At 72.8% G+C, this 24,007-nt stretch carries 24 protein-coding genes and 1 pseudogene; 11 read left to right on the forward strand and 14 right to left on the reverse strand.

Translation table 11 applies throughout. The annotated features are described in order from the left end of the window. The 7 genes from ACFYOJ_RS26310 to ACFYOJ_RS26340 form a co-directional block, all read right to left on the reverse strand. Positions 1–1,785 carry a glycoside hydrolase family 15 protein gene (locus tag ACFYOJ_RS26310; RefSeq protein ID WP_356555141.1) on the reverse strand — a complete coding sequence of 595 codons (1,785 nt, stop codon included), beginning with the start codon at positions 1,783–1,785 and terminating at the stop codon, positions 1–3. 58 nt (positions 1,786–1,843) lie between these two features. Then, on the reverse strand, positions 1,844–2,644 hold the full coding sequence (locus ACFYOJ_RS26315; protein WP_356555143.1) for an SURF1 family protein: 801 nt from the start codon (positions 2,642–2,644) through the stop codon (positions 1,844–1,846). 142 nt (positions 2,645–2,786) lie between these two features. Beyond that, entirely contained in the window at positions 2,787–3,020 is a 234-nt protein-coding gene (locus ACFYOJ_RS26320) for a hypothetical protein (RefSeq protein WP_356555145.1), read from the reverse strand. 92 nt (positions 3,021–3,112) lie between these two features. Continuing rightward, entirely contained in the window at positions 3,113–4,099 is a 987-nt protein-coding gene (locus ACFYOJ_RS26325) for a DEDDh family exonuclease (RefSeq protein WP_356555147.1), read from the reverse strand. Between the two features lie 119 nt (positions 4,100–4,218). After that, entirely contained in the window at positions 4,219–5,226 is a 1,008-nt protein-coding gene (locus ACFYOJ_RS26330) for a CopD family protein (RefSeq protein ID WP_356555149.1), read from the reverse strand. A gap of 150 nt (positions 5,227–5,376) precedes the next feature. Then, entirely contained in the window at positions 5,377–6,786 is a 1,410-nt protein-coding gene (locus tag ACFYOJ_RS26335) for a CoA transferase (protein WP_356555151.1), read from the reverse strand. 94 nt (positions 6,787–6,880) lie between these two features. After that, the gene (locus tag ACFYOJ_RS26340) at positions 6,881–8,401 is read right to left on the reverse strand and encodes a S8 family serine peptidase (RefSeq protein ID WP_356555152.1); all 1,521 of its coding nucleotides are present in this window, start codon (positions 8,399–8,401) and stop codon (positions 6,881–6,883) included. Between the two features lie 428 nt (positions 8,402–8,829). On the opposite strand from ACFYOJ_RS26340, the gene ACFYOJ_RS26345 reads away from it, so the two are divergent. From ACFYOJ_RS26345 to moaA, 3 genes are all read left to right on the forward strand, one after another. After that, positions 8,830–9,186 carry a DUF485 domain-containing protein gene (locus ACFYOJ_RS26345; protein WP_356555153.1) on the forward strand — a complete coding sequence of 119 codons (357 nt, stop codon included), beginning with the start codon at positions 8,830–8,832 and terminating at the stop codon, positions 9,184–9,186. Beyond that, on the forward strand, positions 9,183–10,817 hold the full coding sequence (locus ACFYOJ_RS26350; protein ID WP_356555155.1) for a cation acetate symporter: 1,635 nt from the start codon (positions 9,183–9,185) through the stop codon (positions 10,815–10,817). The genes ACFYOJ_RS26345 and ACFYOJ_RS26350 overlap by 4 nt, the downstream gene beginning before the upstream one ends. Before the next feature lie 166 nt (positions 10,818–10,983). Then, positions 10,984–11,973, forward strand: a complete 990-nt coding sequence (moaA, locus tag ACFYOJ_RS26355; protein WP_356555156.1) for a GTP 3',8-cyclase MoaA — start codon at positions 10,984–10,986, stop codon at positions 11,971–11,973. Positions 11,974–12,012: 39 nt separating this feature from the next. Here the strand turns inward: moaA and ACFYOJ_RS26360 are convergent, their stop codons facing one another. Then, complete coding sequence (locus ACFYOJ_RS26360; RefSeq protein ID WP_356555157.1) at positions 12,013–12,234, reverse strand: hypothetical protein; 222 nt, start codon at positions 12,232–12,234, stop codon at positions 12,013–12,015. A gap of 234 nt (positions 12,235–12,468) precedes the next feature. After that, positions 12,469–12,867, reverse strand: a complete 399-nt coding sequence (locus tag ACFYOJ_RS26365) for a DUF3099 domain-containing protein (RefSeq protein WP_356555159.1) — start codon at positions 12,865–12,867, stop codon at positions 12,469–12,471. A 260-nt stretch (positions 12,868–13,127) separates the two neighbouring features. Here ACFYOJ_RS26365 and ACFYOJ_RS26370 point away from each other — a divergent pair, with 260 nt between their 5' ends. Beyond that, positions 13,128–13,409 carry a GlsB/YeaQ/YmgE family stress response membrane protein gene (locus ACFYOJ_RS26370; RefSeq protein ID WP_356555218.1) on the forward strand — a complete coding sequence of 94 codons (282 nt, stop codon included), beginning with the start codon at positions 13,128–13,130 and terminating at the stop codon, positions 13,407–13,409. A gap of 67 nt (positions 13,410–13,476) precedes the next feature. On the opposite strand, the gene tyrS is transcribed toward ACFYOJ_RS26370, so the two are convergent. From tyrS to ACFYOJ_RS26390, 4 genes and pseudogenes are all read right to left on the reverse strand, one after another. After that, positions 13,477–14,745 carry a tyrosine--tRNA ligase gene (gene tyrS, locus ACFYOJ_RS26375; RefSeq protein ID WP_356555160.1) on the reverse strand — a complete coding sequence of 423 codons (1,269 nt, stop codon included), beginning with the start codon at positions 14,743–14,745 and terminating at the stop codon, positions 13,477–13,479. Positions 14,746–14,807: 62 nt separating this feature from the next. Beyond that, entirely contained in the window at positions 14,808–16,202 is a 1,395-nt protein-coding gene (locus tag ACFYOJ_RS26380; RefSeq protein WP_356555162.1) for a metallopeptidase TldD-related protein, read from the reverse strand. Next, a complete protein-coding gene (locus ACFYOJ_RS26385; protein WP_356555163.1) occupies positions 16,199–17,722 on the reverse strand; it encodes a TldD/PmbA family protein in 1,524 nt (507 codons plus the stop codon). Before ACFYOJ_RS26385 ends, ACFYOJ_RS26380 begins: the two co-directional genes overlap by 4 nt. A 344-nt stretch (positions 17,723–18,066) precedes the next feature. Continuing rightward, positions 18,067–18,227 (reverse strand): annotated as a pseudogene (locus tag ACFYOJ_RS26390) (helix-turn-helix domain-containing protein); the annotation flags it as partial. Positions 18,228–18,251: 24 nt separating this feature from the next. On the opposite strand from ACFYOJ_RS26390, the gene ACFYOJ_RS26395 reads away from it, so the two are divergent. The 6 genes from ACFYOJ_RS26395 (at position 18,252) to ACFYOJ_RS26420 (ending at position 21,820) form a co-directional block, all read left to right on the forward strand. Further along, on the forward strand, positions 18,252–18,776 hold the full coding sequence (locus ACFYOJ_RS26395) for an ATP-binding protein (protein WP_356555165.1): 525 nt from the start codon (positions 18,252–18,254) through the stop codon (positions 18,774–18,776). Between the two features lie 146 nt (positions 18,777–18,922). Continuing rightward, complete coding sequence (locus ACFYOJ_RS26400; protein WP_356555166.1) at positions 18,923–19,207, forward strand: hypothetical protein; 285 nt, start codon at positions 18,923–18,925, stop codon at positions 19,205–19,207. 5 nt (positions 19,208–19,212) lie between these two features. Beyond that, entirely contained in the window at positions 19,213–19,599 is a 387-nt protein-coding gene (locus tag ACFYOJ_RS26405; RefSeq protein ID WP_356555220.1) for a type II toxin-antitoxin system VapC family toxin, read from the forward strand. Positions 19,600–19,761: 162 nt separating this feature from the next. Then, positions 19,762–20,466: a 3-oxoacyl-[acyl-carrier-protein] reductase gene (gene fabG, locus ACFYOJ_RS26410; RefSeq protein WP_356555168.1), complete on the forward strand. Its 705-nt coding sequence runs from the start codon at positions 19,762–19,764 to the stop codon at positions 20,464–20,466. Between the two features lie 5 nt (positions 20,467–20,471). Continuing rightward, on the forward strand, positions 20,472–21,239 hold the full coding sequence (gene fabI / locus ACFYOJ_RS26415) for an enoyl-ACP reductase FabI (RefSeq protein ID WP_356555169.1): 768 nt from the start codon (positions 20,472–20,474) through the stop codon (positions 21,237–21,239). A 233-nt stretch (positions 21,240–21,472) separates the two neighbouring features. Then, positions 21,473–21,820 carry a hypothetical protein gene (locus ACFYOJ_RS26420; protein WP_356555170.1) on the forward strand — a complete coding sequence of 116 codons (348 nt, stop codon included), beginning with the start codon at positions 21,473–21,475 and terminating at the stop codon, positions 21,818–21,820. Here ACFYOJ_RS26420 and ACFYOJ_RS26425 read toward each other — a convergent pair. Continuing rightward, on the reverse strand, positions 21,801–22,532 hold the full coding sequence (locus ACFYOJ_RS26425; protein ID WP_356555171.1) for a FadR/GntR family transcriptional regulator: 732 nt from the start codon (positions 22,530–22,532) through the stop codon (positions 21,801–21,803). The two genes, ACFYOJ_RS26420 and ACFYOJ_RS26425, sit on opposite strands and share 20 nt — an antisense overlap. A 67-nt stretch (positions 22,533–22,599) precedes the next feature. Here ACFYOJ_RS26425 and ACFYOJ_RS26430 point away from each other — a divergent pair, with 67 nt between their 5' ends. Then, the gene (locus tag ACFYOJ_RS26430; protein WP_356555173.1) at positions 22,600–23,982 is read left to right on the forward strand and encodes a CynX/NimT family MFS transporter; all 1,383 of its coding nucleotides are present in this window, start codon (positions 22,600–22,602) and stop codon (positions 23,980–23,982) included. Positions 23,983–24,007: the final 25 nt, after the last annotated feature.

A 24,007-nucleotide genomic window follows, 5' to 3' on the forward strand; every position in this document is an offset into this window, starting at 1 on the left:
CTATCCTGCCCCCTCCTCCCCGAACAGGGCGAGGGCGGTGCCCACCAGGCCGATGTGGCTGAACGCCTGCGGGAAGTTCCCGAGCTGGCGGCCGGACACCGGGTCGTACTCCTCGGCCAGCAGCCCCACGTCGTTGGCGAGCCCCACCAGCCGTTCGAACAGCTGCCGGGCCTCCTTGGTGCGGCCGGTCGCGTGCAGGGCGTCCGCGTACCAGAACGAGCACACCAGGAACGTGCCCTCGCCGCCCGGCAGTCCGTCCACGGGCGGGCCCTCGGTGCTGTAGCGGCGCACCAGGCCGTCCCGGGTCAGTTCCGCGCCGATCGCGTCGACGGTGCCGACGACGCGGGGATCGTCCGCGGGCAGGAAACCCACCCGCGGGACGAGGAGCAGCGCGGCGTCCAGCTCGGCCGAGCCGTAGGACTGGGTGAAGGTGTTGCGTCCGGGGTCGTAGCCCTTCTCGCACACCTCCCGGTGCACCTCCTCGCGCAGCGCGCGCCAGCCGTCCAGGTCGCCGCCCAGCTCGGGGTGGTCCTCCAGGGTGCGCACCGCCCGGTCGGCGGCCACCCAGGTCATCACCTTCGAGTGCACGAACTGGCGGCGCCCGCCGCGCACCTCCCACAGCCCCTCGTCCGGCTGCCGCCACGCCGTGGCCAGGAAGTTCATCAGCGCGCGCTGGAGCTCCCACATCTGCGGCTGCGGGTGCATGCCGGCCAGCCGGGCCAGCGACAGGGTGTCCATGACCTCGCCGTACACGTCCAGCTGGAGCTGGTTGACGGCGTCGTTGCCGACGCGCACCGGCGTGGAGCCGGCGAAGCCGGACAGCCAGGGCAGCTCGGACTCGGGCAGCCGCCGCTCGCCCGCCAGGCCGTACATGATCTGCAGATCGGCCGGGTTGCCCGCGACCGCGCGCAGCAGCCAGTCGCGCCAGGCCTCGGCCTCCTCCCGGTACCCGGCCGCCAGCAGGGCGCCCAGGGTGAGCGTGGAGTCGCGCAGCCAGCAGAAGCGGTAGTCCCAGTTGCGGACGCCGCCCGGTTCCTCGGGCAGCGAGGTGGTGGGGGCGGCCACGATGCCGCCGGTGGGGCTGTAGGTGAGCGCCTTCAGCGTGATCAGGGAGCGGACCACGGCGTCCCGGTACGGACCGTCGTAGCTGCAGTGCGCGGCCCAGGCCCGCCAGTCCTCGACGCTGTGCTCCAGCGACACGTACGGGTCGATCAGCGGCGGGCGCGGCTCGTGCGAGGGGTGCCAGGTGAGGACGAACGCGACCTTCTCGCCCTCGGCGACCGTGAACTCCGCGTGCGTGCCGAAGTCCCGCCCCCAGCTGCGCACCTCCGGTTCGCTGCGCAGCCACGCCGAGTCCGGGCCCGCGACGGCCACCCGGTGGCCGTCGGCCCGGCGCACCCACGGCACGACGGAGCCGTAGTCGAAGCGCAGCCGCAGCGCGCTGTGCACGGTCACCTCGCCGCGCAGGCCCTCCACGATCCGCACCAGGTCGGGGGCGCGGTCGCGCTGGGGCATGAAGTCGGTGACCCGGACGGCGCCGTCGTCCGTCTCCCACTCGGTGTCCAGGACGAGGGTGTCGGGGCGGTAGGCGCGCCGGGTGCAGCGTCCGGCACCGACGGGGGCGATGCGCCAGTGGCCGTTGTCCTCGTCGCCGAGCAGCCTGGCGAAGCAGGCGGCGGAGTCGAAGCGGGGCAGACACAGCCAGTCCACGGAGCCGTCCGCGGAGACCAGGGCCGCGGTCTGCTGGTCGCCGATGAGCGCGTAGTCCTCGATACGGGGGTGCACGGGTTTCCGTCTTCCCGGTCCGCGACGGGGCAATCGGGGCCGTGCGCCGCCGCGCGTCCTACACGGGCGCGGGCTCGGTCTTCGCCGGCTCCGTGCCCTCGGCGGCCTCGGACGCCTCCCGGTCCCGCTTCTCGCGGCGGACCAGGAACCACCAGCCGACCGGTACGGCCGCCGCGAACAGCCACCACTGGACCGCGTACGCGAAGTTCAGCGCGGCGTCCTCGTCGCCGGGCCTGCCGATCAGCTCCGGGGTGCCGCCCTGGGGCTTCGGGGTGGCCAGGGCGACGTAGCCGCCGAGCACCGGGGCGTCCAGGCGCGCGGCCTCCTGCTCGCTGTCGATGAGCATGATCTGCCGGTCCGGCAGGCCCTCGAGGTCCTTGATGCCGCTCGCGGCGGTCGTCTCGTCGGGCATCATGCGCCCGGTGAGGGTGATCTCCCCCCGGGGCGGTGCGGGGACCTCGGGGAACGCGGTCTGGCTGGGGCCGTCCGCGGGGATCCAGCCCCGGTTGACGAGCAGGACCTTGCCGTCGTCGAGGACGAACGGGGTCAGCACGTGGTAGCCGATCTTGTCCTGGGCGTTCGTGCGCCGCCGGACGACGACCTCGCGGTCCGTGTCAAAACGGCCCTTCGCGGTCACCGTGCGGTACCGCTCGCGCGAGGTGATCTTCTTGCCGGGGGCGGTCAGCGACTCCACGGGCACCGGCTCGGCGTCGAGCGCCCTCGCGACCAGGTCGTTGCGGGCGGTGCGCTCCTCGTAGCGGTGCATCTGCCAGAAGCCCAGCCGGATCATCGTGGGGATGAGCAGCACGGCGACCAGCGTGAGGATCACCCACTGGCGGGACAACAGGAAGCGGTACACGCATCGACGGTACCTTGCCGGAACACGGCCCCCGCCGGAGGGTCCGGACGAGGACCGCGGCCCCGGGCCGGCGGGGAGCGGGTCCCGCGCCGGCGCGGCGGTGCGGAGCCGGCGACGGTCCCGTACGGCGGGCGCCTCCGGCTCAGACCTTGTCGACGATGCCCGCCCTCCCCTCGGCGCGGGCGCAGTGGGCGCCGCAGTACCAGTGGCCCTCGGCCTCGACGCCCTGGCCGATGATCTGCACCCGGCAGTGCTCGCAGATGGGGGCCATCCGGTGGATCGCGCAGGAGAAGCAGTCGAAGACGTGCACCGCTCCCTGGGCGTGGACCTCGAAGGTCATTCCGTAGTTGTTGCCGCAGACTTCGCATGTCGCCATGGGCCACAGGGTGAGCCGTCGCACGCGGCGCGGGCGAGCGGGAACCGGGCGAGTCGCCCGGCTGTCACCCGTCCGTACGGCCCGCGCGGGGCTCAGCCGTCCGCCGGCTCCACGTCCCGCAGCAGCTGCCCGAAGGCCGCCTCGTCCACCACCGGCGTCCCGAACTGCCGGGCCTTGACGACCTTCGACGTGCCCGAGTCCGGGTCGTTGGTGACCAGCAGGCTGGTCAGCCGGGACAGGCTGGTGGCGACGTGCAGACCGGCCTCGGTCGCCCGGTCCTCCAGCAGGTCCCGCTCGATCGACGTGTCGCCCGAGAAGGCGACCCGCATGCCCTGCTTGAGCGGTTTGCCCTCTTCGTACCGGCCCGGGTTGGGATAGGGGCACGCGGGCCTCCTGCGGGCGGGGCGCCAGCCGCCCGGCCGGTGGCCGCCGGAGCTTGCCGGCCGGCCGCTCGGCGGCGCCGGCCGGTCCGCCCACTCCGTCAGCGGCCGGCACTCGTGCAGCGGCAGCCGCACACCGCCCGCCGCCGCGGCACGCAGGCTCGGCCGGAACGCCTCCGCCAGCACCCGCGCGTCGTCCAGCGCGTGGTGCGCCCGCTGCTGGACCACGCCGAAGTGCGCGGCGAGCGACTCCAGCTTGTGGTTGGGCAGCGGCAGCCCCAGCTCCTTGGAGAGCGCGATGGTGCACAGCCGCTGACGCACCGGCGCGACCCGGCCGGCGCGCGCGTACTCGCGGGCGATCATCTGCCAGTCGAAGACGGCGTTGTGCGCGACGAGCACCCGCCCGTCGAGCCGGGCCGCGAACTCGTCGGCGACCTCCCGGAACAGGGGCGCCCCCGCGAGCACCTCGCTCGTCAGCCCGTGTATCCACACCGGGCCCGGGTCCCGCTCCGGATCGACCAGCGTGTACCAGTGGTCCTCGACCTCGCCGCGCGCGTCCAGCCGGTAGACGGCCGCGGAGATGATGCGGTCGTCGCGGGCCAGGCCGGTGGTCTCCACGTCGACGACCGCGTACCCCTGCGGATACGCGGCCGGCCACGCGGGGGCGGGCGACGCTGCGGTCGTGCGGTCTTCGAGCATGGTCAATGAGGATACGGGCCGGGACCGACAGTCCCGTCCCGCAGGTGCCCCGTCCCGCCCCGGCGGACCGCCCGCGCACCGGGCCCCGCCGGCCGGAACGGGGCCGCCCGGACCCCCGCTCACCAGCGGATCGGCACCGGGACCGCCGTCAGCAGCCCCGACACCGCGACCACCAGGCCCAGCGCGAACACCTCGGCACGCGCGGGGGAGCAGGCGGTCAGCGGGTCGGCCGCGCGGCCCAGCCGGACGCGGGCCCACAGGGCGAGGGCGGCGACGGCCGCCACCAGGATCACCTTGGCGAGCAGCACCCTTCCGTACGCCGTGCCCGTGAGCTGGTCCAGGATCGTGCCTGCCGGCATCCGGCGCAGCGAGCTGCACACGCCCGTCGCCGTGACGCCGGCGAGCAGGACGGCCGCCACGCGCGCGTAGAGCCCCAGCAGGGGCCCGCTCGCCTCGGCGCCCCGCCACAGGCGCAGGACGCGCAGCGCGTACAGCAGTCCGCCGACCCACAGCGAGGCGCACGTCAGGTGGACGAGGGTGAGGGCGGAGCCGATCAGCGGGCTGTACTCGGTGGTGGGGTGGGCGCGCAGCGCCTCCGCGACGATCACGGCGGCCAGCGGCCAGATCTGGGTGCCGGGCCGGCCGGAGACGGCGCACAGGCCGGCCGCCAGGAACCCGTTGACCTCGAGGAGGGCGAGCTTGCCGTCGCGGGTCTCGTAGAGGCCGCCGACGTCGATCGCGGCGATGCTGTCCGGCACCAGGTTGCCGGTGGCCACCACCGAGGCCAGCCCCAGGGCGGCGACGAACGCGACGGCGTTGGCGTAGGGGGACCAGCTCCGGGGCCGGCCGGGGGGAGCGCCGGGCAGGGAGCGTGCCAGGCGGTCGACGAACAGTTCGCCGAGCGGGACGCTCAGCGCCGCGAACAGCACCGTGCGCAGCAGGGCGATGCCCCCGGTGCCGGGTGCCTCGGCCTCCCCGGTGCCGTGCAGGGCGGGGGACGGGCCGAGGGCGGGTATCAGTGCGGCCAGCGCCACCAGCACCAGTACGGCCACGGCCCGGCCGGTACCGGAGGGCCGCGCGTGCCGTCCGGTACCGGCGGACCGGGACGAGGGATTTATCAGGGTCACCCCGAGATCTTCACCAGGTCTCCCAGAACGGGGCAAGTTCGCGAAAAGAACTGACAGGCCGTCACTCCGTCCGGGGGCCGTTTCCGGCCGCCCGGAGGCACGGCGGGGCACGGCGGGGCACGGCGGGGGCGTCGGCGGGACGCGGGCGGGTCACCGCCAGGCCGCGGGGTCCGCGCCCCAGGGTCCCGGCGGGCGTGCCCAGTCGGCCGGGCCGCCGGCGAAGGACACGGGCGGCAGGGCGTACCGCAGCCGCCCGAGCGGGCTGTCCCGCTCGGCGAGCCACGGCCCGGGCCCGGTGTACTCCGCGGTCCCGGCGCCCCGCGTCCGGTCCGGGGTGTCCGGGGGGACCTCGTCCATGAGCCAGGCGGCGGTCCGGGCCAGGGACAGCCGGAGGAACCGGCTGCCGCCGTCGCGGGACTGCTCGGTCAGGGCCCGCAGCACACCGGCCGCCAGCAGATACCCCGTGCCGTGGTCGAGGGCCTGTGCGGGCAGGACACCCGGCCGCCGTCCACCGCCCTCGGCACCCTCGCCGTACTCGGAGCTCTCGGCGACGGCGATGCCGGAGGCCGCCTGCACCAGACTGTCGAAGCCGCGCCGCCGCGCCCACGGCCCGTGCGCGCCCCAGGCCGACAGCTGGGCGACGACCAGCCCGGGCCGGCGCTCTGCCAGGGCCCGGGGAGAGAGCCCGAACCGGTCCAGGGCGTCCGGCCGGTACCCCGTGACGACGACGTCCGCCCCGGCCAGCAACTCGTCGAACGCCGCCCGGCCGGACGCGAGGTCCAGCGTCGCCGACCGCTTCCCGAAGCCCGTGTCAGCGTGCTGGTCCGGCAGTTCGGGCAGGGCCGGAGGGTCCAGGCGCAGGACGTCCGCGCCGAGCAGCGCGAGGGTGCGGGTGGCGACCGGGCCCGCGACGACCCGGGTCAGGTCCAGGACCCGGATCCCGGCCGCGGGCAGCAGGACGGGGCCGCCGAGGGGCGTGAACTCCCGGGCGGGCGCGCGGCCCAGCCGTCCCCGTTCCACCAGGGGCCGGGACCGGACGGCCGCGCCCTGCACGCTCGTCGCCCACTCCCGCGGCGTGCGCGACGCCACCGCGAGACCCCCGGCCGCGTACACGGCCTCCTCCGCCTCGGCCGCGGACCACCGCGCGAGCGCCGCCCCGACCGCGTCCACGTCACCGGGCACGCCCAGCGCGGCCAGCAGCCGTTCCCGGTGGTGCGGGTAGTTGGCGTGCGTCCGCAGCCGGCCGTCGCCCGTTTGCCACCACCGGGACAGCGGGGCGAAGTTCACCGGCTCGCGGCCGTCTACCCGCAGGTGCCGTTCGCTGGTGAAGGCCGTGGCGACGGCACCGTCGTCGATCCGCACCGCGGGCGGCCGGGCGAGCCCGGCGCGCAGTCCCGCCAGCTCAGCCGCGGCCAGGGCGCAGGCGCCGACGCAGGCCCGCGCCGCCTCGCGCACCGGGAGCCGCGCCCGGAGCGCTCCGGGGCGGAGCACCACGGACGTCCCGGAGAGCGCCGCCGGGGCACCGCCCAGCGAGGACCACACGTGCTCGATGCCTTCCATGGGCAGTACTGTGCCGGACCGGCCGGGACCGGTCTGCGGGAGGGTCCGGCGGCCGGTCCGCGGACGCCGGGCCCTCCTCACGCGCGGGTGCCGGTCAGCGGGTGACCGCGTCCAGCGCGTCGGCCATGCCCCGGCCGTAGAAGCCGTTGCGGTTCTTCGGCCCCTCGCAGACCGCGTCCGCCTTGCCGTCGCCGTTGATGTCGTACGGCTCGGTGCACGCCGTGGCGTCGGCCCCGGCGTACAGCAGCGCTTTGACCAACGCCGGGGAGGCGTACGGGTGCGTCGACTTGATCAGCGCGGCGACGCCCGCGACGTGCGGCGACGCCATCGACGTACCGGCCATGTAGCCCCACTTGCCGCCGGGCAGGGGGCCCAGGATCAGGCCGCTGGTCGCGGGCGGCGCCGGCTTCTGGTAGGCGGTCGAGTCGCCGCCGGGCGCGGCGATGTCGACGACGCCCAGGCCGTGGTTGGAGAAGGACGACTTCAGGCCCTTCGCGCCGGTCGCCGCGACGGTGACGACGCCCGGGAGCTGGGTCGGGATGTCGTAGCACTCGGACGGGTCGATCACCCGGTCGCCGGGGGTGGTGTCGTTGGGGGAGTCCGGGTCGAGGATCTCGTCGGCTGCCAGGTCGTAGTTCTCGTTGCCGGCCGCGGCGACGTTGACCGCGCCCTTCCTCTCCGCGTACCGCGCGGCCCGGGAGACGGCCTCGACGAGCGCCTTCTGGTCCGGGTCGTTCTTGCAGTTGAAGTACCAAGGGTCGGTGTAATAGCTGTTGTTGGTCACGTCGACGCCGTGCTCGGCCGCCCACATGAAGCCGCAGACCACGGCCTCGGTGTAGAAGAAGCCGTCCGGGGTGGACACCTTGATGCCCGCGACCTTCACGCCGGGCGCCACGCCCGTCATGCCGACGCCGTTCTTGGCGGCGGCTATCTCCCCGGCGACGTGGGTGCCGTGCGGGCTCTCCTTCGCGCCCGGCCGCCAGGCGCCGTCGGTGGTGTCCGGTCTGCCCGTCACGCAGTTGACCGACGCGCGCCGGTCGAAGTTCGGCGCGATGTCCGGGTGGGTGTCGTCGACGCCGGTGTCGATCACGGCGACGGTCACCTTGCTGCTGCCCAGCGACTTCTCGTGCGCCTTGTCCGCCTTGACGGCCGGCAGGTCCCACTGCAGGGGCTCCAGCGGATCCTGCCCCTCCGCGGCCTCGACGGCGGCGGCCTCCTGCGCGCCGAGCACCTTCGGCGTGCCCACGTCCGTCGTTGCCGCCGACGGCAGCGGTGCCGTGCGGGTGGCACCGGCCGACTGCACGCCGCGCACCTTGCGCACGGTCTTCGCGAAGTCGGGGTCGGCCGAGTGCACGACGACGACGCCGATCCGGTCGTACGACGTCACGATCGTGCCACCGGCCTTGGATATCGCGCGCTTCACGTGCGCCGAAGGGCCGTGCCCGGGCTGGACGTTGACGACGTAACTGAGCGAGGCGGCGCCGGCGGCCGGGGCGGCCGGCGCGGTCTCGGCGGCGGAGGCCTGGAGGCTGGGCAGGAAGGCGAGGGCCGTGGCCAGGGCCGTGCCGGCCGGGATCACGGCGGCGCGGCGGCGACGGGAGTGGGGCACTGTCATGTGTGAGGTCTCCTGTTCGTGGGAGGAGGGGGAGGGGCGAGCGGCGCGGGTCACTTCACCGCGCTCGGCGCGTCCCCGGTCCCCGCGGCCGCCGGCGCGGCGGGAGCGAGCCGCCGTCTGGAACACGGACGAGACAGATGTGCCAAAGGAGTCAGATGAGTCATGGGGTCTCCACTTCATCCGGAAACGAGACCGGCCCGAGACACAGGTGGTGTCCGGGCAGGTACATGACGCAGTGGTGCAGGGCGAAGCTATCCCCCGCGGTCACCGGCCAGCAATGGCCCCTCACGGGTGACTTGGGAAAGTGCCACGCGGGTTGAACCGGGCCCGACGGGGCGCCGTGTCGTTGGGCAGGGAGCCCGTGCCGATCAGGCTCCCGCGAGAACACCGAGGTCCAAGCCGTCATGTCCGTCCCACGAGGAGACTTTGTGGCCACCGACGCACCGCCCCCCTCGAAAGAGGAACGCCCGCTTCCCTCCGCCGAGGAGTTCTCCGAAGTGCAGCGGAGCGCGGAATTCGCCGAACTGCGCCGCTCCTTCCGCTCCTTCGCCTTTCCGCTGACGATCGCCTTCGTCGCCTGGTACCTGCTGTACGTGCTGCTGTCGAACTACGCCGGCGGCTTCATGGGCACCAAGCTCTTCGGCAACATCAACGTCGCCTTCGTCTTCGGCATCGCCCAGTTCGTCACCACATTCCTCATCGCCTGGTGGTACTCGCGGCACGCCGCCGCGAAGCTCGACCCCAAGGCCGAGGCCATCAAGTCCCGGATGGAGGGCGGCGCATGAGCCCCGCACAGTCCGTTCTCGCCACCCAGCTGGCCGCCAACGAAGCCAGCGAGCACCGGCCGCTGATCATCACGCTGTTCGCCCTCTTCGTCCTCGCGACGCTCGGCATCACCGTCTGGGCGGGCCGCCAGACCAAGGACGCCGCCGACTTCTACGCGGGCGGCCGCCAGTTCAGCGCCTTCCAGAACGGCCTCGCCGTCTCCGGCGACTACATGTCGGCCGCGTCCTTCCTCGGCATCGCCGGCGCCATCGCCCTCTTCGGCTACGACGGCTTCCTGTACTCCATCGGCTTCCTGGTCGCCTGGCTGGTCGCCCTGCTCCTGGTCGCCGAGCCGCTCAGGAACTCCGGCCGCTACACGATGGGCGACGTCCTCGCCTACCGCATGCGCCAGCGCCCCGTGCGCACCGCCGCCGGCACCTCCACCATCATCGTGTCGATCTTCTACCTGCTGGCCCAGATGGCGGGCGCCGGCGTCCTCGTCTCGCTGCTGCTCGGCATCACCTCCGACGCCGGCAAGATCCTCATCGTCGCCCTCGTCGGCGTCCTGATGATCGTGTACGTCTCGATCGGCGGCATGAAGGGCACCACCTGGGTCCAGATGGTCAAGGCGGTCCTGCTGATCGGCGGCACCCTCCTGATCACCTTCCTGGTGCTGCTGAAGTTCGACTTCAACATCTCCGACCTGCTCGGCAAGGCCGCCGAGAACAGCGGCAAGGGCGCGGCCTTCCTGGAGCCCGGCCTCCAGTACGGCGCGAACGGCACCACCAAGCTCGACTTCATCTCCCTGGGCATCGCCCTGGTGCTCGGCACCGCCGGCCTGCCGCACATCCTGATCCGCTTCTACACGGTGCCCAACGCCAAGGCCGCCCGTAAGTCCGTGAACTGGGCGATCGGCATCATCGGTGCCTTCTACCTGATGACCATCGCGCTCGGCTTCGGCGCCGCCGCGCTCATCGGCCAGAAGGAGATCATCGCCTCCAACCCGTCCGGCAACACGGCGGCGCCCCTGCTCGCCCTGCACGTCGGCGGCGTCGACTCGGCGTGGGGCGCGATCCTGCTCGCCACGATCTCGGCGGTGGCCTTCGCGACGATCCTCGCCGTCGTCGCCGGCCTCACCCTCGCCTCGTCCTCGTCCTTCGCGCACGACATCTACGCCAACGTGATCCGCAAGGGGCAGGCCACCGAGAAGGAGGAGATGCGGGCGGCCCGCTGGGCGACCGTCTTCATCGGCGTCGTCTCCATCGCGCTCGGCGCCCTCGCCCGCGACCTGAACGTGGCCGGCCTGGTCGCCCTGGCCTTCGCGGTCGCCGCCTCGGCCAACCTGCCGACCATCCTCTACAGCCTGTTCTGGAAGCGGTTCACCACCCAGGGCGCCCTGTGGTCGATCTACGGCGGTCTGATCGTCGCCGTCGGCCTGGTGCTGTTCTCGCCCGTGGTCTCCGGCGACCCGAAGGCGATGTTCCCGGACGTCGACTTCGCCTGGTTCCCGCTGAAGAACCCCGGCATCATCTCCATCCCGTTCGGCTTCCTCATGGGCTGGCTCGGCACGGTCCTGTCCAGGGAGAAGCCCGACGAGGCCAAGTACGCGGAGCTCGAGGTCCGGTCCCTGACCGGCACGGGCGCCCACTGACCCCACCCCGCACACGGCCCCGTCGTAGCTCCCTACGACGGGGCCGCGCCGTGCCTCGTAGGGATCGGGCCGCTGTCGATGTCGGTCCCGTCACGTAGGCTCGCAGGAGTCGGGGGAGCAAAGCGCTCCGCCGGTCCGCGTCTCCACGTCGAGGGAGGGGGCCCGCGTGCTCATCGACACCTACGGCCGAGTGGCCACCGACCTGAGGGTCTCGCTCACCGACCGCTGCAACCTGCGCTGCACCTACTGCATGCCCGAGGAGGGCCTGCAGTGGCTGGCCAAGCCCGACCTGCTCACGGACGACGAGATCGTCCGCCTCATAGGCATCGCGGTCGCCTCCCTCGGCATCGAGGAGGTCCGCTTCACCGGCGGGGAGCCGCTGCTGCGCCCCGGCCTCGTCGGCATCGTCGAGCGCGTCGCCGCCCTCGAACCGCGCCCCCGGATGTCCCTCACCACCAACGGCATCGGCCTCGGGCGCACGGCGAGCGCACTGAAGGCCGCGGGCCTGGACCGGGTCAACGTCTCCCTGGACACCCTGCGCCCGGACGTCTTCAAGACCCTCACCCGCCGCGACCGGCACAAGCACGTCCTGGAAGGCCTGCGGGCCGCCCGCGAGGCCGGTCTGACCCCGGTGAAGGTGAACGCGGTCCTGATGCCGGGTCTCAACGACGACGAGGCCCCCGACCTGCTGGCCTGGGCCGTCGAGCACGACTACGAGCTGCGCTTCATCGAGCAGATGCCCCTGGACGCCCAGCACGGCTGGAAGCGCGAGGGCATGATCACCGCCGGTGACATCCTGGCCTCCCTGCGCACCCGCTTCGAGCTGACCGCCGAGGGTTCCGAGGAGCGCGGCTCGGCCCCCGCCGAGCGCTGGCTCGTGGACGGCGGACCGCACCGTGTCGGCGTCATCGCCTCCGTCACCCGCCCGTTCTGCTCCGCCTGCGACCGCACCCGGCTGACCGCCGACGGCCAGGTGCGCACCTGCCTGTTCGCCACCGAGGAGACCGACCTGCGCGCCGCCCTGCGCTCGGGCGCACCCGACGAGGAGATCGCCCGCATCTGGCGGCAGGCCATGTGGGGCAAGAAGGCCGGCGCGGGCCTGGACGACCCGTCGTTCGTCCAGCCGGACCGGCCGATGTCGGCGATCGGAGGTTAGGGACCGGCCCCGGCCGGGGCCGGCTCGTGACCGATGCGGCTAGGCGTTCCGGGCCGGTTCCCACTCCGCCAGCGGGACCACGTCCTTCAGGAACCCCCGCACCCCGAGGAACTGCGACAGGTGTTCCCGGTGCGCCTCGCAGGCGAGCCACGTCTTGCGGCGCTCCGGCGTGTGGATCTTCGGGTTGTTCCACGCCAGCACCCACACGGCGGCCTCGCGGCAGCCCTTGGCGGAGCAGATCGGGGTCGACTCGTCACTCACAGGTTCGTCTCACAACTAACGGAAAAAGGCGACGCCGAGCAGCCACGGGGGGAGCTGCCCGGCGTCGGTCCGTCGCTCCGACGGGGGATGCGGAGCGCGTACGAAGTATGTCACGGGCCACCCGCCGCCCGGCACCGGAACCGCATGATTGATCTGAGCTTTTCTTGAGCCTGGCGCGGAATCGACGTCCGCCCCAGCCGGGCCCCGGGGCATGGCCGGCCGCCCCCGTCCCCGTCACGGCCGGCCGCGCGACTCGCCGGCCGCGCCCGGTGCCGCCTGCGAGGCGACGCCTTCCGGGTCGGGTTCCGCCGGGCCCTCGTCCGCCCGCGGCCCGGTGATCATCGGGGGAGGCGTCACCGTCACGAACGTCGACGGCAACGACGGCGCGTTCTCCCGGCCGGCGTTGGCGATCACGACCGCGATGTAGGGCAGGACCGCCCCGAGCACCAGCGCCACGATCGCGACGTGCCGTTCCACGTTCCACAGGCAGGCGGCGAGGATGACCGAAACCGTACGGACGGACATCGAGATGATGTAGCGGCGCTGCCGCCCGCGCACGTCCTCCTGGAGACCCGTACGGGCCCCGGTGATCCTGAAGACCTCGGTGTTCCGACCGCCGCCCTGCTTCCGCATCACGTTCCACCAACCGCCCGCATCGGTCTCTCCCCGCCCCTGTCCCGTCCGCGGCCGCTCGGGGAGCCCGGTCCCGGACACCTCCACGTTACGCCGCGGCCACGCCCGTCACGAGACCGGGTCGCCCCCGGTCCGCGCGCCCGGCATGCGCCGTACCGCGCGGGCGGGTCCCCCGTTCGGCCGTATCCGGCATGCGCCGTTCGCAGTAGGCCCGAACACTGGCGGTAATGCTCACGTAGAGCCGTATGAGGGAGGCAGCCATGGGCTGGTTGTGGGCGATCATCGTCGGATTCGTGCTCGGAATACTCGCCAAGGCGATCATTCCGGGAAAGCAGCACAGCCCCCTGTGGCTGACCACCATCTTCGGCATCATCGGCGCCATCGCCGGCAACGCGATCGCACGCGCGGTCGGGGTCGAGGCGACCCGTGGCATCGACTGGTGGCGACACGTGTTCCAGCTGGTGGCCGCGATCATCGTCGTCGGTCTCGGTGACGCCGCGTACACGGCCGTGCGGGGCAACAGGCGGCGCGAACGCGCCTGACGCCCGGGAACGAAGGGGCGGCCCCCGGCCACCGCGAGGCACCGGGAGCCGCCCCTCGTCCGTGCGCTCAGGCGCCGGTGACCTCCACCGCGGCCAGGTTCTTCTTGCCGCGGCGCAGCACCAGCCAGCGCCCGTGCAGCAGGTCCTCCCGGGCGGGGACCGCGTCCTCGGCGGCGACCTTGACGTTGTTCACGTAGGCACCGCCCTCCTTGACCGTGCGGCGCGCGGCGGACTTGCTGGCCACCAGGCCGACCTCGGCGAACAGGTCCACGACCGGACCGAGCTCGGAGACCTTGACGTGCGGCACCTCGGAGAGGGCCGCGGCCAGCGTCCGCCCGTCCAGCCCGGCCAGGTCGCCCTGGCCGAAGAGGGCCTTGGACGCGTCGATCACGGCGGCCGTCTGGTCGGCGCCGTGCACCAGCGTCGTCAGCTCCTCGGCCAGCGCGCGCTGCGCGGCGCGGGCCTGCGGACGCTCCTCGGTCTGCCGCTCCAGCTCCTCCAGCTCCTCACGGGAGCGGAAGGACAGGATGCGCATGTAGCGCGAGATGTCCCGGTCGTCCACGTTCAGCCAGAACTGGTAGAACGCGTACGGCGTCGTCATCTCCGGGTCGAGCCAGACGGCGCCGCCCTCGGTCTTGCCGAACTTGGTGCCGTCCGCCTTGGTCATCAGCGGCGTCGCGTAGGCGTGGACGGTGGCGTCCGGCTCCAGGCGGTGCAGCAGGTCGAGGCCGGCCGTCAGGTTGCCCCACTGGTCACTGCCGCCCTGCTGCATCGTGCAGCCGTAGCGCCGGTACAGCTGGAGGAAGTCCATCGCCTGCAGCAGCTGGTAGCTGAACTCCGTGTAGCTGATGCCCTCGGAGGACTCCAGACGCCGGGCGACGGAGTCCTTGGTCAGCATCTTGTTGACCCGGAAGTGCTTGCCGATGTCCCGCAGGAACTCGATCGCCGACAGGTTCTGCGTCCAGTCGAGGTTGTTGACCATCACGGCCGCGTTCTCGCCCTCGAAGGACAGGAACGGCTCGATCTGGCCGCGCAGCCGCTCGACCCAGCCCGCGACCGTCTCCGGCGAGTTCAGCGTGCGCTCCGCGGTCGGACGCGGGTCGCCGATCTGGCCGGTGGCGCCGCCGACCAGCGCCAGCGGCCGGTGACCGGCCTGCTGGAGCCGGCGCACGGTGAGCACCTGCACCAGATGCCCCACGTGCAGGGACGGCGCGGTCGGGTCGAAGCCGCAATAGAACGTGACGGGACCGTCCGCGAGCGCCTTGCGCAAAGCGTCCTCGTCGGTGGACTGGGCGAACAGCCCGCGCCACTTCAGCTCGTCGACGATGTCCGTCACGGTTCTCGTGTCTCCTACATGGTCATGATCTTCGGGCAGTCGGGTGACAGCCGACTACGAGGTTATACGCCCTGGCTGACCGAGCTCATATGGAAGTCCGGCACCCTCAGGGCGGGCATCGCGGCCCTGGTGAACCAGTCGCCCCACTCCCTGGGCAGCGTCTTCTCCGTCCGCCCCGCCTCCGTGGCCCGGCCCAGCAGGCTCACCGGCGACTCGTTGAACCGGAAGTTGTTCACCTCGCCGACCACCTCGCCGTCCTCGACCAGGTACACGCCGTCCCGGGTCAGGCCGGTCAGCAGCAGCGTCGCCGGATCCACCTCGCGGATGTACCACAGGCAGGTAAGCAGCAGCCCTCGCCCGGTATCGGCGACCATCTCCTCCAGGGAACGGCCGGTGCCGCCCTCCAGGACGAGGCTGTCGATCGCCGGCGCCACCGGCAGCCCGGTCAGGGAGGCACTGTGCCGGGTGGTGGTCAGCCGGTTCAGCTCGCCCGCGCGGATCCAGTCCGTCGCCGCCACCGGCAGCCCGTTGTCGAACACCGACCGGTCGCCGCCCGAGGAGTGCGCGATCACGAACGGCGCGCTCTCCAGCCCCGGCTCGTGCGGATCGCTGCGCAGGGTCAGCGGCAGCTCGCCGAGCCGCTCCCCGACGCGCGTGCCGCCGCCCGCCTTCGAGAACACCGTGCGCCCCTCGGCCGCGTCCCGCCCCGAGGCCGACCACAGCAGGTAGATCAGCAGGTCCGCGACCGCCGTCGGCGGCAGCAGCGTCTCGTACCGGCCGGCGGGCAGCTCGACGCGCCGCTCGGCCCAGCCCAGCCGTACGGCCAGCTCGGCGTCGAGCGCCGCCGGGTCGACGTCCTTGAAGTCCCGCGTGGAACGCCCCGCCCACGCCGACCGGGTGCGGTCCGGGGACTTGGCGTTCAGCTCCAGCGTCCCGGTGGGCTGGTCGTGCCGCAGCCGCAGTCCCGTGGACGTCCCCACGTACGTCGACGTCAGCTCGTGGCGGGCGAAGCCGTACAGCTCCCGGCCGCCCGCCCGCGCGCGGGCGAACGCCTCGCCGAGGGCCGGCGCGAAGTCGGCGAAGACGGCCGACGACGTCTCGGCGGGCGCGTCGGTGAAGTCGGGGGAGGCGGGCACGCCCGTGACCAGCGGCTGCGCGTCCTCGGCGGGTCCGGCGCCGCGCGCGGCGGCCTCCGCGGCCCGCACCAGCGGCTCCAGCTCGTCCACGGTCACCGCCGAGCGCGACACCACCCCGGACGCCGTGCCCTCCCGCCCGTCGACGGTCGCGACGACGGTGAGCGTGCGCCCGCGCGTGACGCCGTTGGTGGTGAGCGCGTTGCCCGCCCAGCGCAGGTTGGCGGTGGACTCCTCGTCGGCGATGACGACACAGCCGTCCGCCCGGGACAGCTCCAGCGCCCGCTCGACGATCTCGTGCGGCCTGCTCGTGCGCGCGCTCATCGACCCGCCTCCTGCGTCGTGTTGAGGATGTTGACTCCCTTGAAGAGGGCCGACGGGCAGCCGTGGGAGACGGCCGCGATCTGCCCCGGCTGGGCCTTGCCACAGTTGAAGGCGCCGCCCAGGACGTACGTCTGCGGACCGCCGACGGCCGCCATGGACCCCCAGAAGTCGGTGGTCGTCGCCTGGTAGGCCACGTCCTTCAGCTGTCCGGCGAGCCGCCCGTTCTCGATCCGGAAGAACCGCTGCCCGGTGAACTGGAAGTTGTAACGCTGCATGTCGATGGACCACGACCGGTCCCCGACGACGTAGATCCCGCGCTCCACGCCCCCGATCAGATCCTCCGTCGACAGCCCGCCCGGGTCCGGCCGCAGCGACACGTTGGCCATCCGCTGCACCGGCACATGGGCGGGGGAGTCGGCGTAGGCGCACCCGTTGGACCGCTCGAAGCCGGTGAGCCTCGCGATGCGCCGGTCCAGCTGGTAGCCGACCAGCGTGCCGTCCTTCACCAGGTCCCAGGACTGGGCCTCGACGCCCTCGTCGTCGTACCCGATGGTCGCCAGCCCGTGCTCGGCGGTGCGGTCGCCGGTGACGTTCATCAGCTCGGAGCCGTAGCGGAGCCTGCCGAGCTGGTCGAAGGTGGCGAAGGAGGTGCCGGCGTAGGCGGCCTCGTAGCCGAGGGCGCGGTCCAGCTCGGTGGCGTGCCCGATGGACTCGTGGATGGTCAGCCACAGGTTGGACGGGTCGACGACCAGGTCGTACAGGCCCGGCTCCACGCTCGGCGCCCGCATCTTCTCGGCCAGCAACTCCGGGATCTCGGCCAGTTCGGCGTCCCAGTCCCAGCCGGTGCCGGTCAGGTACTCCCAGCCGCGCCCGACGGGCGGCGCCAGGGTGCGCATCGAGTCGAACTCGCCGCTGGAGTCGTCCACCGACACCGCCGTGAGCACCGGGTGCAGCCGCACCCGCTGCTGCGTCGTCACGGTGCCCGCGGTGTCGGCGTAGAACTTGTTCTCGTGGACGGTGAGCAGCGAGGCGTCCACGTGATCGACCCCGTCGGCCGCCAGCAGCCGCGCGCTGAAGTCGGCCAGCAGGGCCGTCTTCTCCTCGCCGGGCACGGTGAAGGGATCGATCCCGTACGACGAGACCCACGTCCGGTCGGCGTGCACCGGTTCGTCGGCCAGTTCGACCCGCTCGTCGGACCCGGCGGCCTTGATGACCTGCGCGGACAGCTTCGCCATCGCCACCGCCTGCGAGGCGACCTTCGCGGCGGCGTCCATCGTCAGGTCCACGCCGGACGCGAACCCCCACGTCCCGCCGTGCACCACGCGCACCGCGTACCCGAGGTCGGTGGTGTCCGACGACCCGGCGGGCCGGGCGTCCCTCAGCCGCAGGGAGGCGCTGCGCACCCGCTCCAGCCGGAAGTCCGCGTGCTCCGCACCGAGCGCACGCGCACGCGCGAGCGCGGCGTCGGCGAGGGCGCGCAGGGGGAGTGCCGTGAAGGACTGATCGATGTCGTGGGGCACGGGAGAAGATCCCTTCGGGCGCTTGCCGGTGGTGACCATGGGAGGCAGTGAACCATGAGCCCGTCCTCGGGTTCTCCCGGAATAGCTGGAGCACCCGCTCCTCCCTCAGGAACCGCGCCGTCCTCCGGGCGCAGGTCCACCGGTCCTCGTCACCCCGGCCGGGGCCCTCTGCAGCACCCGATGCCGCCGTCGAGAAGCGGACATCACGTACGGCGTGGACTCATCTGCCCGGAGCGGAACCCACCACGAGCGCCGTGAACGCCGCCCAGGCGGTCGGCGCGACTACGAGGGGGCGGATGCCCGTGTCCTTGGCACTCGTAGGTGTAAAGGGAGATCGCTTCATCCTCGATCTTGGCGATGTACGCGGCGGAGTACCCTACCCGCCCCCGAGCTCCTCCCGTGTCAGCCCCGATGCTTCCCGCAGCGCCTTCAGTACCGCCCCGAACGTCCTGAGACTGTCGGAGAGTTCCGCTTCCGTTATGGGTGTCGTCCCTGTCGGCTGCAGGGAACGGCCCGAAACGCTGGGCGCATGCCAGCGCCACAGGCCCAAGAGGCCTTAACCGTAAGCGTGTTCATCCAGCGGTTCTCCGTCACACGCCGCGGCGCGCGTCTCGCCCGCAGACTCGCCACGCACCGGCTCGACCTGTGGGACCTGCCCTACGGCAGCCCGGCCTCGGAGACCGTCACCCTCGTCGTCGCCGAACTCGCTGCCAACGCGGTCCTCCACGACCGCGTCCCAGGGCGCGACTTCGAGCTGCGACTCACGTACGACCGGGCCAGGGGACTCGTCCGCGTCGAGGTGTCCGACACCCATCCGGGGCGCCCGGAGGTTCCCGGGCCGGCAGTACCGCCCTCTGCGGACGCCGGCAGCGGGAGGGGGCTGTTCCTCGTGGAGACCGTCGCCGCCCGCCGGGGCGTGGCCGGACGAACGGGACCGGGCAAAACAGTGTGGGCCGAGTGCGCGGTCCACGTATCGGGTCACTTCTGCCCCGTTCGGGCGAATGGCCCCGACGGCATCCCGGTCACTCCCGACACTCCGGTCGGCGTGGACTGAGCTCGGGCGTACCCGTAACCTCCTCGAGCTCTGCGTCTTGCCCGCTCCCGCCCCGCAACCGGTGCGCGGCGCTTAGCGGGGCCACCTGTGTAGGTAGAATTGGGACGGTGTAGGCACAATGCCTCCGCCGTAGGAAGGGAGCTCGAGTGAGCACCATTTCCGTCCGTGAGTTCTCGTACAACCCCAGCGCGGTCTTCGCCCGCGTCGAGAAGGGTGAGTCCATCCAGGTCACCCGGCACGGCAATGTGATCGCCATACTGTCGCCGGCCGGTGGGCCCATGGAGCGGTACGCGCACCTGGTGGCACAGGGGAAGATCAAGCTGAAGCCGGTCACCGCCGCGGACCGGCACGGCATGCCGTACTACGAGGTCCCGGAGGACGTCGACCCCCTGGCGCTGCTGCTGGCCGAGCGCGAGGAAGACGACCGTTGATCTACATGGACACGTCGGCGCTGGTCACGTGGATGACCCGCCGCAACCACTGGTCCGAGCTGGACGCCTTCCTCCAGCAGCGCATCACGGAGCCGCTCGCCACCAGCACCCTCGGCTTCGTGGAGACCGTACGGACCCTGGACCTGATGGGGCACTTCCCGAAGGCGATGGAGGATCTGGACGCCCGGATCACCGAGATCCTGCTCACCCGGGAGGTGCGTGACGGGGCGGCCCTGCTCGTCGGGCGTCTGAGGACGCTGGACGCGATCCATGTGGCCAGTGCGCTGTCACTGAGGGACGACCTGACGGCCTTGGTGACGTACGACCGCAGGATGCTCGATACAGCCCGCGCCGAGGGGCTGTCCGCCCACGCCCCTGGAATGGCGGACTGACACTCCGGGCGGCGGGTGCACTGACTGTAGGGACCCGACAGTGACGCCCGCATGTCACTGTCGGTGCCCGATCGCTCCGGGGAGCGGGTGGACCGATAGGTTTTCGGGGAAGGCGCCTGCTTCGCGCAGGAGCTACCAGACCGCTATCGAAAGGGTGATCCGTTGAGCCGCTCGGTTCTCGTCACCGGAGGCAACCGGGGCATCGGCCTCGCCATCGCCCGCGCCTTCGCCGACGCCGGCGACAAGGTCGCGATCACGTACCGCTCGGGTGAGCCGCCGGAGGGCTTCCTCGCCGTCAAGTGCGACATCACCGACAGCGAGCAGGTGGAGCAGGCCTACAAGGAGATCGAGGAAGCGCACGGTCCCGTGGAGGTCCTGGTCGCCAACGCCGGCGTCACCAAGGACCAGCTCCTGATGCGCATGTCCGAGGAGGACTTCACCTCCGTCCTCGACACCAACCTCACCGGCACCTTCCGGGTCGTCAAGCGCGCCAACCGCGGCATGCTGCGGGCCAAGAAGGGCCGCGTCGTGCTGATCTCGTCGGTGGTCGGGCTGCTCGGCTCCGCGGGGCAGGCCAACTACGCCGCCTCCAAGGCCGGCCTGGTCGGCTTCGCGCGTTCCCTCGCCCGGGAGCTGGGCTCGCGCAACATCACCTTCAACGTCGTCGCGCCCGGCTTCGTCGACACCGACATGACCAAGGTGCTCACCGACGAGCAGCGGTCGGGCATCGTGTCGCAGGTGCCGCTGGGCCGGTACGCGCAGCCGGAGGAGATCGCCGCGGCGGTGCGGTTCCTCGCCTCGGACGACGCCTCGTACATCACTGGAGCCGTCATCCCCGTTGACGGCGGACTGGGAATGGGTCACTGATCACCATGAGCGGAATTCTCGAGGGCAAGCGCGTCCTGATCACCGGCGTGCTGACGGAGGCATCCATCGCCTTCCACACCGCGAAGCTGGCCCAGGAGCAGGGCGCCGAGGTCATCCTCACCGCGTTCCCGCGGCCCACGCTGACCGAGCGCATCGCCAAGAAGCTGCCGAAGCCGGCCAAGGTCATCGAGCTCGACGTCACCAACGACGAGCACCTCGGGCGCCTGGCCGACGTCGTCGGCGAGGAGCTCGGCGGCCTCGACGGCGTCGTCCACTCCATCGGCTTCGCGCCGCAGGACGCGCTCGGCGGCAACTTCCTCAACACGCCGTTCGAGTCGGTCGCCACGGCCATGCACGTCTCGGCGTTCTCCCTGAAGTCGCTGACCATGGCCTGCCTGCCGCTGATGCAGAACGGCGGCGCGGTCGTCGGCCTCACCTTCGACGCCCAGTACGCCTGGCCGCAGTACGACTGGATGGGCCCGGCCAAGGCCGCCCTGGAGGCCACCAACCGCTACATGGCCCGCGACCTGGGCAAGCAGAACATCCGCTGCAACCTGGTCTCGGCGGGTCCGCTCGGCTCCATGGCCGCCAAGTCCATCCCCGGCTTCAGCGACCTGGCCGCCGTGTGGGACACCCGCTCCCCGCTGGAGTGGGACCTGAAGGACCCGGAGCCGGCCGGCCGCGGTGTCGTCGCGCTGCTGAGCGACTGGTTCCCGAAGACCACGGGTGAGATCGTCCACGTCGACGGCGGTCTGCACGCCATCGGCGCCTGACCTGACCGATCGCTCCCCGGGGCCCGCGTCCGTCACGGACGCGGGCCCCGCGCGCGTGGGGGAGTGGAACCCTGCACACGCGCGCGGGGAAGTGGGCCGCCCACGGCCGGGCAGGGCTCGCCCGGGTCACCCGTCCGGCGCAGCCGGCGGGGCGGCCGGGCGGTCCGCGGCGCACGCTGAGGACGGGTTCACCACGCGCTCCCCCTCCCCAGCACGGCCGAGGAGGTCCCCTTGTGCGTCCGCTCCACCGCCTGACCCCGACCGCCGTCGCCCTCGCCTGCGTGCTGCTCCTGCCCGGCGAAGCCCTGTCCCTCGTGCGCCCGCCCGGCCGGGACGCCGCGTCGGCCGAGCCGTTCGGCGCCGCGTGCCGCGTCCGTGTCGACGGCTCCGAGGTGACCGCCCACTGCCACAACCCGTATCCGGAGACCGACCGCGTGCGTCTGCACGTCGAGTGCGTCCGCTGGTGGGACCTCGACGGCGACGGACCGGCGGTCGAGGCCGGCCCCGCGCGGACCGTACGGCTGGACGGGCGGTGCTGGAAGGAAGTACGGGCGGCGTGGGTCAGTCACCGGCGGGCGTGACGGGGGCGACGGACGGGCCGGTCCCGCCGGCGGCCGCCCCGTCGCGGCCCGGGCGGCACAGGAACGGATAGCCCGCCGCCTCCCGCGCGGCCGTCCCCGCGTCACCGGCGCGGATCGCGTCGACCAGCCGCGCGTGGTCCATGTGCGTCTCCGGCGACAGCACGCCGCCGACGTCCTCGCGCAGCCAGTCCCGCATCACCTCGCCCAGATCCGCGTACACCGCGGTCATCACGTCGTTGTGCGAGGCCGCCACGACGGCCAGGTGGAAGGTGGCGTCCGCCGTCACGAACGCCTCCGTGTCGCCCGACTCCCACGCCTCCTCCCGGCGCACCAGCAGCGCGTCGAGCTGCTTGAGGTCCTTCTCCGTGCGCCGCTCGGCCGCGAGCCGGGCGGCCGACGACTCCAGCGTGGAACGCAGCTCGGCGACGTGCCGGGGGTCGGCGTCGGCGAAGCGGCGGTGCATCACGCCCGCCAGCTCGCTGGTCGCCACGACGTACGTGCCGGAGCCCTGGCGGATGTCCAGCAGCCCGTTGTGGGCCAGGGCGCGGACCGCCTCACGGACCGTGTTCCGGGCGACACCGAGCTGCTCGACCAGCTCGGGCTCGGTCGGGATGCGGGAGCCGACCGGCCACTCGCCCGAGGCGATCTGCTGCCGCAGCGCCGCGATGACCTGTTCGGACAGCGCCGAACGACGGGGATGGCTCAGGGGCATGGCTCACCTTCGCTCGCGGGTCCCGCGGCGCACGGCCGCAGTGGACAACCAATCATCCCATGATTCTATGATGGACCCCATGGCTAGTGAGGAAACCCGGACGCTGAACTCCACGACCACCGGCGGTCCTGCGGCAGGCGACGCCCGGGAGCCCGGGAAGGACGCGGCACCCGGACGGCCCGCCGCGCGCGCGTGGACGCCGTGGACGACCCGCCTGCTCGTCCTGGGCATCGTGCTGGCCGCGCTCAACCTGCGCCCGGCCATCACCAGCCTGGGCGCCCTCCTGGAGGAGGTCCGTGACGGGCTCGGCATGAGCGGCAGCGTGGCCGGACTGCTCACCTCCGTCCCGCCGCTCTGCTTCGCCGTCTTCGGGGTCACCGCCCCGCGGCTCGCCCGCCGCTTCGGCCCCGGCGCCATCGTGTGCGCGGGCATGGCCGCCATCACCGCGGGCCTGCTGATACGCCCGTACGCCGGTGGCACGGCCGGCTTCCTGGCCGCCAGCGCCCTCGCGCTGATGGGCATCGCGGTCAGCAACGTCCTGATGCCGGTCATCGTCAAGCGCTACTTCCCCGACCGGGTCGGTTCCATGACCGGCCTGTACTCGATGGCCCTCGCCCTCGGCACCTCGGTCGCCGCCGCGGCGACCGTGCCCCTCACCGACGCGATGGGCGGCGACTGGCAGCCCGGACTCGCGGTGTGGGCCGTGCTCGGCGCGGCGGCCGTCCTGCCGTGGATCCCGTTCGTACGGAACCGGGAGGCGCCCTCCACCCAGGACGCCTCCGCCTCCACCGCCGCCCCGGCCTCCGCCGACGCCGCGCCCGGGCCGGAGACGGCGGGCACGGACGGACAGGACGGGCGGCCCGCCCTGCGGATCACCCGCAGCCGCACCGCCTGGGCGCTCGCCGTCTTCTTCGGCCTGCAGGCCACCGCCGCCTACATCACGATGGGCTGGGCGGCGCAGATCTTCCGGGACGCGGGAGTCTCCGCCGGCACCGCCGGACTGCTGCTCGCCGTCATCATGGTGATGGGCGTGCCCCTGGCCTTCGTCATCCCGCGCGTCGCCACCCGCCTGCCCCAGCAGGGCCCCATCGTGGTGGTCCTCGGCCTGTGCGGGCTCGCCGGTTACGCCGGGCTGTACCTGGCCCCGGCCGGCGGCGCCTGGGCCTGGGCGCTGCTGCTCGGCATCTCCAACTGTGCCTTCCCGCTCGCCCTGACCATGGTCGGGATGCGGGCCAGGACGGGTGCGGGCGTCGTCCAGCTGTCCGCCTTCGCGCAGAGCACCGGCTACCTGATCTCCATCCCCGGCCCGCTCCTGGTGGGCGTGCTCTACCAGCACAGCGGCGGCTGGGGGCTGCCGATCGCGCTGATGGCCGCCCTGATGGTGCCCCAGATGATCGTGGGCGTCCTGGCGGGACGCGACCGCACCGTCGAGGAGGAGGCGGCCCGCTGACCTCCGCCCGGCAGGGTGATGCGAG

It is taken from the genome of Streptomyces sp. NPDC006384, assembly GCF_042870695.1.
In the GTDB taxonomy this organism is placed as follows: Bacteria; Actinomycetota; Actinomycetes; order Streptomycetales; family Streptomycetaceae; genus Streptomyces.

Bases quoted from the DNA above. Each gene is read 5' to 3' on its own strand.
- ACFYOJ_RS26370 (WP_356555218.1), top strand. From the start codon at position 13,128: ATGGGCTGGTTGTGGGCGATCATCGTCGGATTCGTGCTCGGAATACTC.
- ACFYOJ_RS26380 (WP_356555162.1), bottom strand. From the start codon at position 16,202: ATGAGCGCGCGCACGAGCAGGCCGCACGAGATCGTCGAGCGGGCGCTG.
- ACFYOJ_RS26325 (WP_356555147.1), bottom strand. From the start codon at position 4,099: ATGCTCGAAGACCGCACGACCGCAGCGTCGCCCGCCCCCGCGTGGCCG.
- ACFYOJ_RS26430 (WP_356555173.1), top strand. From the start codon at position 22,600: ATGATGGACCCCATGGCTAGTGAGGAAACCCGGACGCTGAACTCCACG.
- ACFYOJ_RS26395 (WP_356555165.1), top strand. From the start codon at position 18,252: ATGCCAGCGCCACAGGCCCAAGAGGCCTTAACCGTAAGCGTGTTCATC.
- fabI (WP_356555169.1), top strand. From the start codon at position 20,472: ATGAGCGGAATTCTCGAGGGCAAGCGCGTCCTGATCACCGGCGTGCTG.
- ACFYOJ_RS26340 (WP_356555152.1), bottom strand. From the start codon at position 8,401: ATGACAGTGCCCCACTCCCGTCGCCGCCGCGCCGCCGTGATCCCGGCC.
- ACFYOJ_RS26350 (WP_356555155.1), top strand. From the start codon at position 9,183: ATGAGCCCCGCACAGTCCGTTCTCGCCACCCAGCTGGCCGCCAACGAA.
- ACFYOJ_RS26335 (WP_356555151.1), bottom strand. From the start codon at position 6,786: ATGGAAGGCATCGAGCACGTGTGGTCCTCGCTGGGCGGTGCCCCGGCG.
- ACFYOJ_RS26405 (WP_356555220.1), top strand. From the start codon at position 19,213: ATGGACACGTCGGCGCTGGTCACGTGGATGACCCGCCGCAACCACTGG.
- ACFYOJ_RS26365 (WP_356555159.1), bottom strand. From the start codon at position 12,867: ATGCGGAAGCAGGGCGGCGGTCGGAACACCGAGGTCTTCAGGATCACC.
- ACFYOJ_RS26320 (WP_356555145.1), bottom strand. From the start codon at position 3,020: ATGGCGACATGCGAAGTCTGCGGCAACAACTACGGAATGACCTTCGAG.
- ACFYOJ_RS26425 (WP_356555171.1), bottom strand. From the start codon at position 22,532: ATGCCCCTGAGCCATCCCCGTCGTTCGGCGCTGTCCGAACAGGTCATC.